The 15,908-nt window shown below is 56.4% G+C and carries 12 protein-coding genes; 6 read left to right on the top strand and 6 right to left on the bottom strand.

Annotated elements, in window-relative coordinates:
- Window positions 1-381 precede the first annotated feature (381 nt).
- The 6 genes from WCS52_03650 (at window position 382) to WCS52_03675 (ending at window position 9,036) form a co-directional block, all read left to right on the top strand.
- A complete protein-coding gene (locus WCS52_03650) occupies window positions 382-948 on the top strand; it encodes an RNA polymerase sigma factor (GenBank protein ID MEI6166266.1) in 567 nt (188 codons plus the stop codon).
- Window positions 938-1,720: a hypothetical protein gene (locus tag WCS52_03655; GenBank protein ID MEI6166267.1), complete on the top strand. Its 783-nt coding sequence runs from the start codon at window positions 938-940 to the stop codon at window positions 1,718-1,720. The genes WCS52_03650 and WCS52_03655 overlap by 11 nt, the downstream gene beginning before the upstream one ends.
- A gap of 62 nt (window positions 1,721-1,782) precedes the next feature.
- Entirely contained in the window at window positions 1,783-2,769 is a 987-nt protein-coding gene (locus tag WCS52_03660) for a hypothetical protein (GenBank protein ID MEI6166268.1), read from the top strand.
- A gap of 9 nt (window positions 2,770-2,778) precedes the next feature.
- Window positions 2,779-3,717 (top strand): CsgG/HfaB family protein, encoded by a 939-nt coding sequence (locus WCS52_03665; protein ID MEI6166269.1) that lies wholly within the window; start codon window positions 2,779-2,781, stop codon window positions 3,715-3,717.
- 178 nt (window positions 3,718-3,895) lie between these two features.
- Window positions 3,896-8,461, top strand: a complete 4,566-nt coding sequence (locus WCS52_03670) for a hypothetical protein (GenBank protein MEI6166270.1) — start codon at window positions 3,896-3,898, stop codon at window positions 8,459-8,461.
- A gap of 221 nt (window positions 8,462-8,682) precedes the next feature.
- Window positions 8,683-9,036, top strand: coding sequence for a DUF433 domain-containing protein (locus WCS52_03675; protein ID MEI6166271.1), 354 nt, complete (start codon window positions 8,683-8,685; stop codon window positions 9,034-9,036).
- 107 nt (window positions 9,037-9,143) lie between these two features.
- On the opposite strand, the gene WCS52_03680 is transcribed toward WCS52_03675, so the two are convergent.
- The 6 genes from WCS52_03680 to ispG all read right to left on the bottom strand — a co-directional run bounded on the left by WCS52_03680 (window position 9,144) and on the right by ispG (window position 15,908).
- Window positions 9,144-10,805, bottom strand: a complete 1,662-nt coding sequence (locus WCS52_03680; GenBank protein ID MEI6166272.1) for a hypothetical protein — start codon at window positions 10,803-10,805, stop codon at window positions 9,144-9,146.
- Between the two features lie 7 nt (window positions 10,806-10,812).
- Window positions 10,813-11,535, bottom strand: a complete 723-nt coding sequence (locus WCS52_03685; GenBank protein ID MEI6166273.1) for an ABC transporter ATP-binding protein — start codon at window positions 11,533-11,535, stop codon at window positions 10,813-10,815.
- A gap of 134 nt (window positions 11,536-11,669) precedes the next feature.
- Window positions 11,670-13,175 (bottom strand): transglutaminase-like domain-containing protein, encoded by a 1,506-nt coding sequence (locus tag WCS52_03690; GenBank protein ID MEI6166274.1) that lies wholly within the window; start codon window positions 13,173-13,175, stop codon window positions 11,670-11,672.
- The gene (locus tag WCS52_03695; protein MEI6166275.1) at window positions 13,172-14,173 is read right to left on the bottom strand and encodes a class I SAM-dependent methyltransferase; all 1,002 of its coding nucleotides are present in this window, start codon (window positions 14,171-14,173) and stop codon (window positions 13,172-13,174) included. Before WCS52_03695 ends, WCS52_03690 begins: the two co-directional genes overlap by 4 nt.
- Window positions 14,170-14,829, bottom strand: coding sequence for an HAD hydrolase-like protein (locus WCS52_03700; protein MEI6166276.1), 660 nt, complete (start codon window positions 14,827-14,829; stop codon window positions 14,170-14,172). The genes WCS52_03695 and WCS52_03700 overlap by 4 nt, the downstream gene beginning before the upstream one ends.
- Window positions 14,817-15,908: a flavodoxin-dependent (E)-4-hydroxy-3-methylbut-2-enyl-diphosphate synthase gene (gene ispG / locus WCS52_03705; GenBank protein ID MEI6166277.1), complete on the bottom strand. Its 1,092-nt coding sequence runs from the start codon at window positions 15,906-15,908 to the stop codon at window positions 14,817-14,819. Before ispG ends, WCS52_03700 begins: the two co-directional genes overlap by 13 nt.

A 15,908-nucleotide genomic window follows, 5' to 3' on the forward strand; every position in this document is an offset into this window, starting at 1 on the left:
TTGAAGGTCCCCACTCGGCCACCTGTCAATAAAGTAAAAAAATCCAATGACTGATCCTGTGCTAAAACCTATAAACAGAGTTTTAGCAAGTTGCGATGTAAAGATGAAAAAGGTTTAAATTGTCCATCGAAAATTCACGCGAAACACATGTAATAACCGCCGTGCTGGCGGTAGCAATGGAGGGTTCCGCTCCGTTGGAACCATGCTGAATCAGGCCTGTAAGGAACGACCCTGTGTGGATACCCTTGTAATCGTGTTTTGGTCATCCGCAGGTATTAGAAGGCCCACGCGTATGCGTTCGTGGGCCTTTTATTTCGCGGTCTTGCATTTCTTTCAAATATTTATGTGATTTGATTGTCTAATAGGTTATCAGGAATGAATATGGACGACATCGCTGACGAACAATTGCTTGAAAAGTATGTGAAATCCGGAGAATTGCGGTATTTCGATGCATTGACCCGTCGGTACGTTGGTAAGGTGAGGGCGATGATCTACCCTATGGTGCTCAACGATGCGGATGCGGACGAACTGACCCAGGACGTATTCCAGCAGGTCGTAGGCAATATTCATAGATTTAAGGGGCGGTCTGCGTTTTCGACCTGGCTATACCGTATCGCCATGAATATAGCTCACAACTTCCTGAAACGGAGGACCCGGAATCCGGTGGAACATCGTGAAAACCCACCTGATTCCCCAGGAGGCAAGAGTTGGAGTCCGACGGAAACCATCATGGGAATGGAAAGCGATGCCCGTGTCACGAAAGCGCTGGAATCCCTGTCGCCGCCATTACGGGCGGCCATAGCCCTGACGGCCATTCAGGGATTCAGCATTAAGGAGGCCGCCCAGGTTGACCATTGCCTGATGGCTACAATGTATTGGCGAGTTCACCATGCGCGTAAACTATTGCGCAAGATGTTGTCTGAAGAGGATGGAATACATGAAATCTGAATTTAATAATTTATTGAAAAGCTGGGCGGCACGCCATACCCCCCCGGTGGAACATCTCGAGCGCCTGTCGAATCAGATTGCCGTTAATACGGCCCAAACCCGCTATCTCGCGCATCAGGCGGATGTTTCGTCTGTTGCCTCTCTGTGGGGAAAAGCCCTGTACACCTTGGCGGGCGCGTTAATAGCGGTGCTTGGAATTGCCATATGGGCGGGTCGTTCGCAGGCTCCAGTTCCCGAGGGCTTTGGCGTGACCGGGATTGCACAGCTGGTGACGCCCAGCTCCTCCCAGGTAGATGCTATACGGAAACTTTTTGCAGAAACATCGCGGCTATTCCCCAAACAATTACGATGGATCACCCAATCCAACGGCGAGGTGGGGTTAGGCGTGGAGCAGGATGATAACAGCCCGGTTCCTGATACTCCGGCCATGCTGGTAAGGTTGGTCATGGTCACGCGGGTAAGAGGTGAAAAGACATGGAGGCGGGCATGGTCAACGGATGTGGTTATCCGAGGGGAGGACCTTGTTGAAGTTACGCCCAGCCGTCAGTCGAACAACAAATTAACCCTGTGGGTGTATCCACTGGCTGACGGAAAAGTGGCGGTGGATACCTCAATCATGCTTGAAAAGCCTACGGTGATATCTTCAAGGTTTGATACAGTCATCGGCATGGGTGAGCCCGTTGAGGTGTCATATTCCCGGGTGGGCAATGAAGAGACAAAGGTGTTCCAGACGGTTGAAGCGTTGTGCAGAGTAAAAGGGCGTAAATCATGAACTTCCAATCGCTTTCTCTGACTTGTTGGCTAATTCTGGTCTCCTTTGGAACTATCGGCCATATGGGTGAAGCCGCAGGCCTCGTCTCGGTGGCGTCCGAGAAGGCTCCCTATGGCCTCTCTATCGCTGTGGAGGAACCCTGGTCGAATGTGTTTGGAGGTAGTGAAAGTGTTTTCCATCTAACCGTTTCCGGGGCGGAAACCTTTAATGGTCGGCTTGCATGGCAGCTTTCGGTTGAAGGGCGAACAGTGGCAAGGGGTGAATCAGCCGTAAATGTCACTCCTGTGATTCCTGCGAGTATTGAAATTCATATATCCATGCCGGTGGTCAAGCCGGGAGTGATCATTCAGAGCCGACTCTCCGTTATGGCAATTGAGGCCGGGCGGGAAATTGTACGTGTCGAGAAACCCATATGGATATTCCCCGAGACGTTCTTCGGCCGTGAGGAATGGTTCAAGACGCTGGATATTTCCTTGTTTGATCCGACGGGGTTAACAGCCAAGTTGTTTACTGAGGCCAAGATTCCTTTCACGGAAATCCGGAATGTAGCCGCCTTGACGGGCGCACACCCTGGCCTTCTGGTGATTGGGGAAGGCGTTTCATTCAGGGATTACCGGGGATTGGTGGATAGTTTGCTTAAAGCGGCAAGTACTGGTTGGCGTATTCTATGCCTCGCACCGCTGGACGGCGAATGTGCGTTACCGATGACTGAGGCGTCCGATCTGCAGCAGCCCGACAGTGTGATGTTCCGCCACGCGGATATCATTACAGAATTGGATAAGCGGCTGGATGCGGTCGCGTGGAAAACTAAAGGGACTGTGGTCCTTAGCGGACTGAAACTCAGAGGCGATCGGGGTCCGGTAGTCGCGGAAGTTGCCAAGGGAGAGCGCGCCTGGCCTTGGGTTGAATTTACCTTCGCCAAGGAGCGTGGAAGACTTGTAGTCTGTGGGTTCAGCATGATGAGTTCGTGGGTGGAATCGCCCACGCCACGGTTTCTGATAGTAAAGGTTTTGGAACGGGTATCTGGCAACAAACTGATAGAGGAATAGGAGAAAGTTATGAAATCAATATGGTTAATTCTTGTGGCAGCAGTTTTTGGGTTGAGACTGGTGGCGGTTGCGGCCGATGTGCCCGCAATTTACCCCACGGCTATCTTTGCGTTTGAGGAGCGGGGCGCGGGAGTCAAGGATTACGGCGCAAAGGTGAGCGACATCCTTTTTGCCAAACTGGTGACCAATCCGGATCTCTATCTGGTGGATCGGCAAGATCTCCGGAAGACACTCGATGAACATGAACTAAATATGTCTGGCATGGTCTCGCCGGATCAGGCTGTCAAGGTTGGGAAACTGACCGGGGCAAAGATTCTGGTGACGGGTTCCATTATCGAAGCTGACAAGACCATGTACTTGGTGGCCAAGATCATTGGTACGGAGACCAGTCGGGTTCTGGGGGAATCCGTGAAGGGGCGGACCAGTGATGAGATCGGGCCGCTTGTTGAACAACTGGCCAAGCAGGTGGGAGATTCGATCGTTAGTAATGCCAATAAATTGGTGGCTAAGGAAGTTCCCATTGCCGACCGTATTGCCGCCGTGAACAAGGCGTTGGGTGACGCCAAACGTCCCACGGTCATCATAAGGGTCCACGAACGCCACGTCGGACTGGCTACGATTGACCCTGCGGCAGAGACGGAACTAATTCTGTTCTGCAAGGAAACAGGTTTCACAGTACTTGATTCGAAGTCGGATGAAAACAAGGCGGACATAGTGATCGAGGGTGAAGGCTTCAGCGAGTTTGCCACCCGCCGCGGCAACATCGTCAGCGTCAAGGCCCGGGTGGAGATCAAGGCCATCGACCGCGCCACCGATAAGATTATCGCTACCGATCGCCAGGCGGTCGTGACGGTCGACCTGACAGAGCTCATCGCCGGCAAAGCCGCCCTCCAAGAAGCCGCCGCCCAGATCGCGGAGCGGTTGTTGCCGAAGTTGGAGAAGAAGTAAATCGACGAACAACCGTTGTTCCATGCGAAGGATCGCTGCGTAACAACAATGGTCGGGAAGGATCATCATGCACATCCACATAGCTGGCATCCCTAGAAATTTCCGATTCTGGAAATGTCTTCGAGCTGCCTTGATGGCATTCATGGCGTTTACCGTTTCGCGGAGCATGGCATCACCAGTGCGTATAGCGATTGTGCCGGTCGGCAGGAGTGCCCATGTCGAACTGGTTTCCGCTGAGTTGCTTGAGCGCGTGGCGAAATGGCAGGGCTGCGAGACGGTGGACCGCACCAGTTTGGCGAATATCCTGCACGAGAAGGCGCTGGACGCGGGAAGTTCCGAAAGTTATGCCGCTCGCATCCAGATGGCGTTGCCTGCGGATGTCTTCGCCTTTGTGGAGCCGGGTTTGATAAGTCCCAAGGCGATAAGGTTGCGAGTCACTGAAGCGCGGAGCGGCGCTGTGCTGTGCGATACTGTGGCATCAGCGGACACGAAGGCAGTGTCATCGTTGCCGATTGAAGTGGCCTTGACCAATGCACTGCAGAAGAAGGTGACGCTGGGCAGTTCGGCGCACTATGTGGCATGGTTGGGCGCGGGGACGGAAGAGACTGAGGGACGGCTGGCGTATGAGGCGGCAGCCCTATCGGTGCTGGTCGGACCTGATCTCCTGGCATCGCCCCGACTTGCCGTTCTGGACCGTGCGCACCTAGCCACGCTGGGCGACGAAAGCCATGTCAGCGGCCTTGATCAAGCCTTGCGGTTGTCGGTGGTCATTGCGGAGGCGAGCGTCCGTCGTGCTGGGGCCTCCGGTGATGCTGACATTTCGCTGCAGATGCGCCGCGTCAGCGGTGCGTCCGTGACAAGTCTGGTGATGCGGGTGTCACTGACCAACCTGTCCGCTGTTGCGCATACGATGGCACAGAACATCCAAACTGTTATGCTGGGACCTCTGCAGGGGGCAGTCGGCGCACCGGCGCGGGCCGAAGATGAGGCGGCGCTCCTATCCGCCCGTGCGCAGGCACTGGTGACCTCGGGGGAATGGGCAAGGGCGCTTGAACTGGCCGAGGGCGCGTATGCCCTTCAGCGAAGCCAGAACAACCGGCTTCAGTTGGCAGGAATACTCGCGAGCGCCGAACCCGACAACCCGAAGTCCCTGGGACGCGCGGCGGAAGTGTTGGCGGAGTACTATCAGGTCATTGCCTCTGAGCGCTCTTTTCCATATTGGCATTCGATTCCGGTTACCAATGTGAATGACCGCTCCACGTGGCCAGTCCTGCAAGCATGGAGGTATTTTCCGAACGGTGTTTATCATGGGCGAAGTCGGAGTTCAGTAGCCAATGCCGGTGATCAATCCGCATGGCAACTTCTACAGGACCAGGAGGAGGACTTGTTCAGGACGAGGTTGCACGCCTTTGATGCGTTGTATTCCCCGCTTCCTCCGTTGAGCAAGGAGGGCTATGACGGGGGTGGAGAGGTGCGCTGTCCTGCGGTGTACTACTGGGGTACGTGGTTGGATCGTGTCGAGCATTTCGAGTCGTTCCGGCCGGATGATCCCCCGGCCCAGGCCGCCTTGTTGACAGAGGCCGTGGATCAGTTCGTCGCACGGTTGGCCACAAATAAGTGGATCTGTCCTGAATCAGTGGAGACGGTGATTGCCACCGTTCAATCACCTGTCTATATGTCCGTCACATCCACACCCGCATGCGTGGCGGCCTACGTTGGTTACCTGCGGCATCTCCACGGGAGCAAAGATCCGTTGTTGCGCATGGTGTGTTGCTATGGAGTGATTGCTATGCAGCGGCTCGGATTCACAGCTAGCCTTGGCGATCTGGCCAGGCCTGAAGTCGATCTTGCCGTTGACTTGGCCTCCATCATGGCTGACGAGATGCCCCTCGAGAACCCTTGCCGAATAACGATGAGAGGCGAAAATGCGGTGTTTGGATTGATCCTGGGGCGAGGGCTGCCGCAAGACCACCAGTCGACCACCTCCCAGGCTGGGCTGTTTGAGGTGAGATTCTCACCTTTTTCCCAAGAGCGTAAGAAACTGCCCGTCGCTCCCATCATTATCAAGGCCCAGTACAAGGTTCTAAATAAGACCTTCCCGCCTGAGGGATCGATTGATTCGGTAAAATGGCACCATCAGGGCATTATAAAACTGCCGTATGGAAATCCCCCCCTGTTCAGAGTGCAGGACTACCTTGCCGCATTAGTCCGTGTAGGCTGCACTAACGAGGCTGAATCGCTGGCGTTGGGGATGCGCCCAGGACCAGGGGATTTGGAATCGAGTGAAACCTATATCGGGTCCTTCTGGCGCAAGTTTCTCATCCTTCTTGTCGATGCGGGAAGGACCGATGGCGCCACGCGGTTGGCGCAGATGCTTCATCCTGACGGTGATTCCCTCGCCATCGTCACGGGGGCCATGCCGAAGTCGGTTCAAGAGCCGATATCCTCCAGTCAGTCTCTCGTGCATACAAATCGCCCGGTAGCTGATTCGCCTTGGAACAACTATGTACTGACTCCCTTGGGCGCGATCCAGCGTTCTTATAACCATCAGGGGTATTCCCCTTACATGGAGCAAAGAGCCAAACTCCGGCTCCATCTTATCCCCAACGGGGAGTTCCTTGACATCGTGGATCTTTGCATGATCGATGCCGGCCCAGGCCGCAACTTCTTTGGTGAACACATGGTTCGCCTCTCCCTTGACACGGGAGCAATCAGCCGCGACAGGGTAGTGAAGCTCGAGAGATGGGATTCATCGGCCGGGGGTGAACTGCTGTTCTATGTCTCCAGTGTTGCCGTGGATGCCCATCATACCTATCTGGGCACTAGGGATGGTGTCCAGGTTATCGAGAACGAGACTGGTAAAACGTCATGGATAGACACCCGGAACGGATTGCCGGGATCGAGGATTCGGGCTATGGCCGTGCTGGGGCCGAAACTGTACCTTGCGATCGGAGGGGGGGGCGATGAGCCGTTCAATTTGGTGGCGTATGACACGGGTAGGCATGCCATGGACATAGTTGCGTCCGAGCGTTCGCTCCAGGCGAAGAGTGAATGGGATGGCAAGCACATCAACGTGAAGTGCATGTCCGCGGATTCCAAACGTAACTTGCTCTGGCTTTGCGATTGGACAGGCATTTGGCGATGGGATGTTTCTAATGGCAAACTCAGTCTGATGGTAAAGTTGGCTGAATATGCCACCCCGGCCGAAGATGCCGTTGGCCAGCATGGTAGTTTGTATCCCGTTCTCCCTTCTTTCCGCGGTTACAGGGAGCAGAGCGGGCTTCACTATGGTCTTTACGACATCAGCAGTGATGTGACGCTCGCTCCGTGGCCGCCCCATCTCGGCTCTTATAGAGATGGGAATGAGCCCGATTGGACCAAAACCCCCGCGGCCGTGAGAGCAGAACGGAAGGAAGCCTGGAGGAAGCAGAAAGAGATGTTGATGGAGAGGTCTCGACAGTACCCGGTGTTCAATGCGGACCACAGAGTATTGGTCAAATTGTCGGCAGATATCTTTAGAGCCGGTAAATACGCGAACGATGTCTTCAGTCTGGGGGCGGGTCTTGAACTGGTGCATGACTACAAGAGCTATCCTTATGAAAGCGATGAGGACAATCGGCCCCTAGGTGAGCTTGTGGACCTAGCCGTGACCGATCGGGGGGTGGTTCTGGTCAATGCCCGCGGCAGGATTTTCCTGCTGCGCGAGCGCAAGCCCGGCGAAAACCAGTTGGAGTCGTGGAAAGTTGAGCCGCTGCTGGACCCTGAACTGGCTCGGTACGCCTCCGGGATCCTGGGGGGGCAAACGATCAGTGCCGAGCAGTTGGAGGCTCTTCATCAGCGTTTCCGTCGTTGTGTTTTCGATTTCGACTGGGATGAACGGAATGGCTTCTATGAACTGGCCGATGAGGAGGCGGCTATCATTTATGCCAATGCCGTCTGCATGGCCGTTATCGATCCCGAGCGATATGGGCGATGGCCTGCCGAGTTCCGGTGGGTGGACCACGTGCTGAAGCCGCTGAAGGAGTCACTGAAGTATCATCATGATCCCGCTTTGCATGCGGCCGTGATTTTGCCGGCGTCCCGATGCGATGACACCGCCTTTGCTGCCGCCGAATACCAACGCCTGGCCGTAATGAATCCGGCATGGGCCGCGATTATCATGAAACTCGCTCGAAAAAGTGGCGACTATCATGACATGAAATTCGTCGATGCCGTGTCGGCTCCGTCATCGTCCGGGCAGGCGTCGATTGCCGACCCGTACCTTCTCGGGTGTATGAACGAGATCATGGCCGGTCACAAGTTATCGGATGACCAGATCTCGACCTGTGAGAAAAGGTTCTCGGACAGGAAGAATGAGTTGAAGAAACAGACGCCCGCCAATCAGGAGTTCAGTGGCAGGGCTGCCGCGATCTTCTATGTGAATGCAATTTGCATGGCGGTCATCTGTCCCGACCGGCATGGTGGGTGGCCAACACGTTATGATGGAAGGAGCGAGGCAGTCACGCCACTGCGCGATTTGGCGAAGGACACCGAAGATCCTCTTCTCAGGATGGCCGTGATCATGGCGCAACTCTCGGATCCGAAGAACAGCAACGATGTATGGAATAATCTAAAGCAGGCGGAAGAGGCGTACTGGCGTCTGCGGCATGATCATCCCGAGTGGGCAAATCAGATCCTCAAGTTCTTGTCGGTGGGAGGGAGTGGCCCTGTGAGTATATTCGAGGATCGGGTATACCCACTGTAATGGCAAAGATGAGCATAGGTTGATTTTTCAAGCGTGACGTATACCAAAAATCAGGGATAGGTTAATATTAAACTAATTATTTTTCAATTAAGCTAATACAGTATAGATATATGCGTGGTTGCTGGCGATAAGCCCAGGGAGAAGACTATGCGTACAGCCCGGATAGTTGAGGAGGGTGCGGCCTATTATCTTGTAATCTCGCGGGTGGTAGGGCGAGCCTTATGAATTCAAACGACAATAAGGAGCTGGTGAGTGAGCGCAACACTCCAACTGTCCTCGGATGTCGCGAGGGAAAGGGAGCGGATTTAAAATTGAATAAAAAAGAAAACGGGTTGTGTTATCATGACGAAATGAATGAGAGAGTGGTCATTGATTTTGGGGTATGCCACGGCAAGTCATGCATACGGGGAACGCGTATCATGGTCAGCAACATCCTGAATCTGTTGGCGCATGGGGCCAACGTTGATGAGGTAGTGCAGGGGTATCCGCAACTTACCCGTGAAGATGTGTTCGCGGCGCTCGAATACGCCGAAGCCATTGTCCGTGACGAGGACATTCACCCCGCGTTTGTCTGATGCACATCCTTGCCGACGAATGGTGGCAACAAAGTGGTAATCTCTTGGCGCCGAGGTATAAGGGGTTTTTTCAGCAGAATCGACAGGCGAAAAACCAATGGAAATGCCTAGTATTCGCGGTGCTTGAGGCTGCGAATGCCCAGCCAGAGGGGCAGGGTAATGGTGACGACGGAGAGGCTTACCACCCAGAGGGCGGCATAGGCATTGGCTTGTAGGAATGGCGTCCCGTTGAATCCGCTGGTGGAATGCCAGTGCCAGATCAACCCGAAGGGGAGAATGACGCTGAGCATGAAGCCTAGCGTGAAGACCAGGTTCATGGTGCCGCCGAATCCGGAGATGATTGCGGCTGGATTGGGCTGTTTAAGATCGATAAAGATGGCGCCCAATCCCGTTGCCAGCGCGGCGGCGGCGAGCGACACGGCGATGGCCAGTCCCACCGAAAGCGTTGTCAGCGCCCCGCCAGCCTGCAACATCCACGCGGCCAGTCCCATCAGCCCCGCACTCACCGTCACCATGGCCAGGGCTGCCAGGCAGAACTTGGTGAGCAGGATCCTGCGCATCCCTGTCGGCGCCAGGCCCAGGATCCAGAAACTGTGGCCTTCCAGGCTCAGTTGCGGGTAGACAAACCGGGCGGCCAGGGAGCAGATGACGGAGGAGACACTGAAGATGTTGAGGAATACGATCAGGTTGCGCCACAGATCCGGCATTTCGTTGTAATGAAAGGACCGGAAGCTCGAGAAGTAGATGGCCAGCAAGCCGAAGAAGATCAGCCCCTGGGACCATTGCATGGGATCCCGCAGGAATGAACGGATGTCCTTCATGACCATTCCCCGGATGTCGTGCGGGAGGAACGCGAGGCTTTTGTCCAGCCAGGCCAGCAATTCGGCCGGCCGACGCCGGAGATCGGAGGCTCCGATCACCTTTTGGTAGGCCCGGTAGAACGTCCGTTCGCCCAGCCATTGTACCAATAGCGTCAGCAGGGCCGTTGTCGTGGCCAGTACCAGCCATAACATCAGTCCTCTGGTCCACTGGCCTCTCGTCAGGGCCATGATGCCCTCCGATACCCAGCTGTTCGGCATCAGGGGATGGGAGGCCAGTTGAAGGCCGGGCAGGAAGCGGTTGAGGATGAATGAGGCATTTTCATTCATGACCGGCCGGATCTGGATTATTCCATGGACCATGATCACGAGAACGAGGCCGGCTAGAATAGCCCACACGATCCGGCTTCGGGGGAACCAGCGGACTGCAGCCAGGGAGATCAGGGTTCCGATGGCGCCGCACAACAGGACAAAGGGGATGGTGAGCAGAAGGGTCCAGACCGGGAAGAGAATTCCCAGATGGGCGTGCCAGGCGTAGGCGGCGGTATAAGGGACCATCAGGAAGAAAAAGGCCCAGGAACTGAGCAGGCTGGATTCGATGAATTTGTAGGTGATAAGGGTACGGGTGTCGAGGGGGGCGGTCAGCAGAAAGAGGGTTTCGCGGGATTTGAAGAGGGTGGAATAAGAGGTAATGACGTTGGACATTAGCAGCATGATCCCGAGTCCGAGGAAGAACAGGGCGAACAGGCGATGGGTGATCATGAAGCCGCCGCCACCCATGTCCGAGAGGAACCGGAAGCCGGATAAAAACAGGGCAAAGAATCCGCCCATCATGCCTGTGGCGAAAAGCAGGATAAAGGTGACCTTGAACACAGACTCCTGCTGCAAAAGTCGCCGCAGGTTGCGCAGCACAAAGAAGTCCTTCATCCAGATGGCGGTTAATGGTGTCATAAAGGCATTATGGGGTACTGGTGAGTTTCAGGAAGATGTCTTCCAGAGTGCCATTGGAGCCGGATTGGGTTTGCAATTCATTCAGTTTGCCGAGGGCGATGAGCTTGCCGCCGGAAATGATGCCGATGCGGTCGGCGATGTCTTCGGCCAATGCCAGAATATGGGTGGTCAGCAGAATGGTCATGCCGTCCTTCACCTTGGCCCGCAGGAGATCCTTGATCATGCGGATGGAGTGGGGGTCTAGTCCGATCAGGGGTTCATCAATCAGGATGACCTTCGGGTCGTGGATAAAGGTGCTGATATAGAGCAGGCGCTGGCGCATGCCGTGCGACAACTCACCAATCAGGGCGTTGCGCGCTCCCTGCAGGTCAAACTGCCGGAGGGAGGCCTCGATATGGGCGTTCAAGTCAGGCCGGTTGAGGTTGTACAGCCCCGCTACGAACTTCAGGAATTCGACCGGAGTCAGTTTCTCGTAGAGGAACGGCATGTCGGGGATATAGCCCATGATCCGCTTGGCCTCAACGGGGTGGGACTGGATATTGAAGTCACCTATTTTAATGGTCCCGGAATCCGGACGTAACAGCCCCGTAAGCATCTTGATGGTGGTGGTCTTCCCTGCGCCATTGGGCCCGAGGAAGCAGAACAGCTCCCCTGCGGGGATGGAGAGGGAGAGGTCCCTGACGGCCTGCACCGCCCCGAAGTGCTTGTTGAGATTGGTAATAGTAATCATGGTTTCACTTTTCTCAAAGCTTGATGCAATTAAGATTTTTCACGCGAAGCCGCGAAGATGCGAAGTAATTTGGAGTTAAGTAAAACCACTTTTTTTCGCGTGCTTCGCGGCTTCGCGTGAACAATTCTTTCATGTTATCTCTGTAATTTTAGGGGAACGACTTCCACCCTCAGCTTTCCGACAATGCTCATCAGTTTCATCTGTTCGGCCAGTTCACCTTCAAGCAGCGAGAGGTAGCCGGTGTTGACGGCCGGGAGCCCCCGGGTGGGGTCCATGTCGAGCCACTGGCCGACATAGACGGACGGCCAGGCGTGATAATAGAACCGGCCTTCATGGAGCGTGAGGCCCACCCGTATTTTGCAGGGGAGTCCGGCCGCCCGGGCCAGGCCGGTAAACAGATAGGTGTGTTCGTTGCAATCCCCCTCGGGCCGGGCCAGTACATCCAATGCGGAGGGCAGACTGACCGTTGGCTTTTTGGCCACCTGGGTGTAGACCCACTCATAAATGGCGAGTGCGGCCTCCAGACTGTTGGTCCAGTCACCGGTGATCTCCCGCGCCTTGTTGATCAGCCGCTGGTCCTGTGCCTGGACGAAGGGTGTGGAGGCCAGCCAGGGCGATAGGGCCGCAGGGATGGCCGCTTTTACACAACCGGAGGCGGGCAGCATGTCGGTCCGGACCCTTACGTCGGTGACATTACTGTTGATCGAGACGACCGTCTGGCGCTGGGATTCCAGGGCGTCGCGGGAAAAGGTCGGGCCGGTGAGGCGGAGGGTAACCTCAGGGGCCGAGCGGAGCAGGGCGGTATCCCCTTCAATGGGAACGGCCAGGGCCGTCAACATATCTTCGGTTCCCTGCCGGGCCCCTGCGGATAACGCCTCCTTGGCCTCACAGCTTTCAATGGTCCAGCCGAGCGCGGTTTCCTGTTTCATCATCAGCCCTTCGCGGTCGATCCAGGAAAGCGTTTCCATGCCATCCACCGTGGCGGTGAGCACGGTGGTGGGAACCGGTTTGCCTGTGCGGAGCAGCTCCTCATGGCGCAGCGCCCGGACGGCCACCTTCTGCGAGGAGAGGGTGACCGGGTTGAAGATCTGGAACACGGCCTCATTGCCCGGCTTCAATGACTTCAGCGTCATTTCGGTCATGGGTGAATAGATGACGGCGTCTTCCGGGATGGTGACGGTAAAGTGCTGGATTGAACCCACGCCCTTGATGGTGATATCAAACACGTTGCCTTGTTTCCGTGTTCCGTCGACGGAGATGGCGTAGCCGGTGGAGGTCAGGTCAAAGGAAAATGACGTGAGTTTGTAAAGGGCGTCCACGACCGCATCGGCATTCACGGCCACCCGCTGACGACTTCCCATGATCATAAGGGTCAGGATGGTGCGGTTATTGATCCGGTAGTGGTTGCCGCCGTTCTGTTCGTCCACATCGACAGAGGTATGCGTATACCCGATGGATTTCCCCTGAACGGAAATGGTCATCCACCGGTCCATGACCATGACGCCATGTGACAGCAAGGTGCGATACCCGGCTGACGTCTGATGCCGGAGATCGGGGTAGGCCTCGTAGAAAACCAGCCAGCCCATGGCCCCGAGCCATAGTAAAAGAGTGGTCACAATGGTGAGCGCGCGTTGACTCATGTTTTCCGCCTGACCTCGAGGAGGGCGATTTTGGTGGCGTGATTGAACGGCGCCGGATCGGTGACGGGGGCGCCGACCATGGTTTGCGGGTAGCCGGTGCAGTCTGGAGGCACCGGGATCAGCTCGATGATCTTTAAACATCCATCCGCACAGAGCGCGGTCAGCGTGTCCAGATAGGCCTTGCCGCTCAGGAACAGGGCATTGTTGATCGCCACCAGGATCCCGCCATCGTTGATCAACGGCCGGATTTTATTGATTAGCCGGGCACTGTCAGCGGCCAGATCCACCACCCCTTTTGGAGTTGCCGAAAAGATGGGAGGATCGAGGAATACGCAGTCAAATCGCTCGCCCTCACGCTTCATCTGATTGACCTCCGGCCAGAAGTCGCCCGTGCGGATATTGGCCTTGATGTTGGGCAGGTGGTTGAGTGCGTACGACTCCTCGGCCAGATTCATGAACTCCCGGTTCAGGTCGAGCTGCACGACACGGGCCGCGCCGCCCGCCAGTGCGGCGACGCCGAGGCTTCCGGTGTAGGCGAAGGTATTGAGTACCGTTTTTCCCTTCAGCGAGCGCGTCGCCCATTGACGGAGGTTCCGGGTGTCGAGGTAAAGACTGGCGTCGCGATTCAGGCACAGATCGACGGCGTACCAGAGGCCATGCTCCTTCACCCGCCGGTTGCAGCCGGTGCCGGACAGGATCACGCCGCGTTTTTCCGCCTCGGTTTTTCCATTACGTGTTTTCAGGAGGATGACCCGGATCCAGGGGAGGCGTGTCTTCAGGTGGTGGCAGACCGTCTGGATCAGCGACACGGGGGCGGCGGCCAGCTCGGTGTAATCGTTCAGGAGGGCGGTGGATCCGTAGATATCGATGACGAGGGTGGGGCACCCTTCACTGAACCCGTTGAACAGCCGGAAGGCGGATTCGTGCCGGGACTCCATTAACTCCTGCCGTGCGGCAATCGCTCCATCCAACAGGTCCGTAATCAGCGCGGTATTCATGTGGCGATAAAATCGATCACCCCTTGAAAATCAGGAACAATCGGGCAACCGAGCGGGGCCAGTTTGCGTAGTGATTGGTGGCCGCCCGACATGAGGAGGCAGGGGATTCCCATGGCTTGGGCGACTTCGTAATCGTGGGTGGTGTCACCAATCAGTAATGCCCCCTTTTTGCTCAGGCCCGTTTGGTTAAACAAGGCGTGGCCCAAATCGATTTTCGAACTGGCATACAGATCATCGAGCCCGTAGATGTGATCGAACTGCGGCAGGATATGTCGTTCATTGATCATGCGCCGGAGGATCTTAAGTTCACAGGCCGAGAGGATGGAGTGGCCCAGTCCGCTGGCTCGGAGCGCGGAGAGCGCCGCGGGTGCGCCTGTGCGCAAGGCAGAGGTGGCTGATGCCGTCGCGTAGGCTCGGTGATAATCCGCAGCCACTTCGGCCCAATTCTCTTGCGATAAATCAAAGCCCAGTTTGAGGTAGTAATCGCGGACGGGGAAATCAAACACGTCCAGATATTGCTCGAGAGTGAGGGTGGGGAGGGTACGGGCCGTGAGCAGGACATTGATGGCGTCCACGCACGCCTGGACATCGTCCAGGAGGGTGCCGTTCCAATCCCAGATTATATGGTGGTATGAATGGATGTTCAGCCCTTCCAGAGTGTGACCTGCTCAAGCAGTCGCTCCAGGATCTCGGCTTCCGGGACCGTCGTCAGGAACGTGCCCTTCACATAGAGCGCGGCCTTCCCCTGGCCACCGGCAATGGCAATGTCCGACTCCCGGGCTTCCCCCGGTCCATTGACCAGGCAGCCCATGACGGCCACGGTGGGATGGGGGGCCGAAGGATGGGCGCGATAGTACTTGTCGAGTTCGGTCTCCACCTGCTGGGCCAACGCCACGACATTGATCTGGATCCGGCCACAGGTAGGGCAGGAAATAACGCTGGCTCCCGGCGGCCTCAAGCCGAAACAGCGTAACAGTTCGAGGCCCACCCGGACTTCCTGAACAGGGGAATCGGTCAGGGAGACCCGCAACGTGTCCCCGATCCCTTCGGCAATCAGCATGCCCATCGCCACACTCGACCGGATGGTTCCATTCAGCAGGGTACCCGCCTCGGTGACGCCCAGGTGGAGCGGATGGTCGGTGGTTTTAGATAAGAGCCGGTAGGCCAGCAGGGTCCGGGGGACATCAGATGCCTTGACGGAGATCTTGATCCAGGGATGGCCGGCCTCCTCGAGGATGCGGACATGCCGCATGGCACTTTCAACCAGGGCTTCGGCCGTGGCACTGCCATACTTTTCGAGCAGATCCTTCTCCAGAGAGCCGCCATTGACGCCGATGCGGATGGGGATTTTACGGCCAGCCGCCGCCTTCACCACCTCGCGTACCCGATCCAGACTTCCAATATTTCCGGGATTGATCCGTAGGCCGTCAACGCCGCCATCGAGGGCGATCAAGGCCAGTTTATGGTTGAAGTGGATGTCCGCGATCAGGGGGATAGTCACTTGTTTGCGGATGGCGGCGAGGGCGTGAGCGGCCTCCTCATCGATGACCGCGAGCCGGACGATATCACAGCCGGCCTCCTGAACCTCCTGAATCTGCATCACGGTGGCCGCAATGTTGCGGGTGTCCGTTTTCGTCATGGTCTGGACGCTGATCGGGGCCTGGCCACCCACCGCCACCGAACCGACCTGGATCTGGCGGGTGGGGCGACGCTGGATGTCAATGGCGGCGTGCAT

The organism is bacterium (assembly GCA_037128595.1).
Taxonomy (GTDB): Bacteria; Verrucomicrobiota; Kiritimatiellia; order CAIKKV01; family CAITUY01; genus JAABPW01.

Coding starts and splice junctions, on each gene's coding strand:
- WCS52_03675 (MEI6166271.1), top strand. CDS start 8,683: ATGAATTCAAACGACAATAAGGAGCTGGTGAGTGAGCGCAACACTCCA.
- WCS52_03685 (MEI6166273.1), bottom strand. CDS start 11,535: ATGATTACTATTACCAATCTCAACAAGCACTTCGGGGCGGTGCAGGCC.
- ispG (MEI6166277.1), bottom strand. CDS start 15,908: ATGCACGCCGCCATTGACATCCAGCGTCGCCCCACCCGCCAGATCCAG.
- WCS52_03665 (MEI6166269.1), top strand. CDS start 2,779: ATGAAATCAATATGGTTAATTCTTGTGGCAGCAGTTTTTGGGTTGAGA.
- WCS52_03690 (MEI6166274.1), bottom strand. CDS start 13,175: ATGAGTCAACGCGCGCTCACCATTGTGACCACTCTTTTACTATGGCTC.
- WCS52_03650 (MEI6166266.1), top strand. CDS start 382: ATGGACGACATCGCTGACGAACAATTGCTTGAAAAGTATGTGAAATCC.
- WCS52_03660 (MEI6166268.1), top strand. CDS start 1,783: ATGGGTGAAGCCGCAGGCCTCGTCTCGGTGGCGTCCGAGAAGGCTCCC.
- WCS52_03695 (MEI6166275.1), bottom strand. CDS start 14,173: ATGAATACCGCGCTGATTACGGACCTGTTGGATGGAGCGATTGCCGCA.
- WCS52_03680 (MEI6166272.1), bottom strand. CDS start 10,805: ATGACACCATTAACCGCCATCTGGATGAAGGACTTCTTTGTGCTGCGC.
- WCS52_03655 (MEI6166267.1), top strand. CDS start 938: ATGAAATCTGAATTTAATAATTTATTGAAAAGCTGGGCGGCACGCCAT.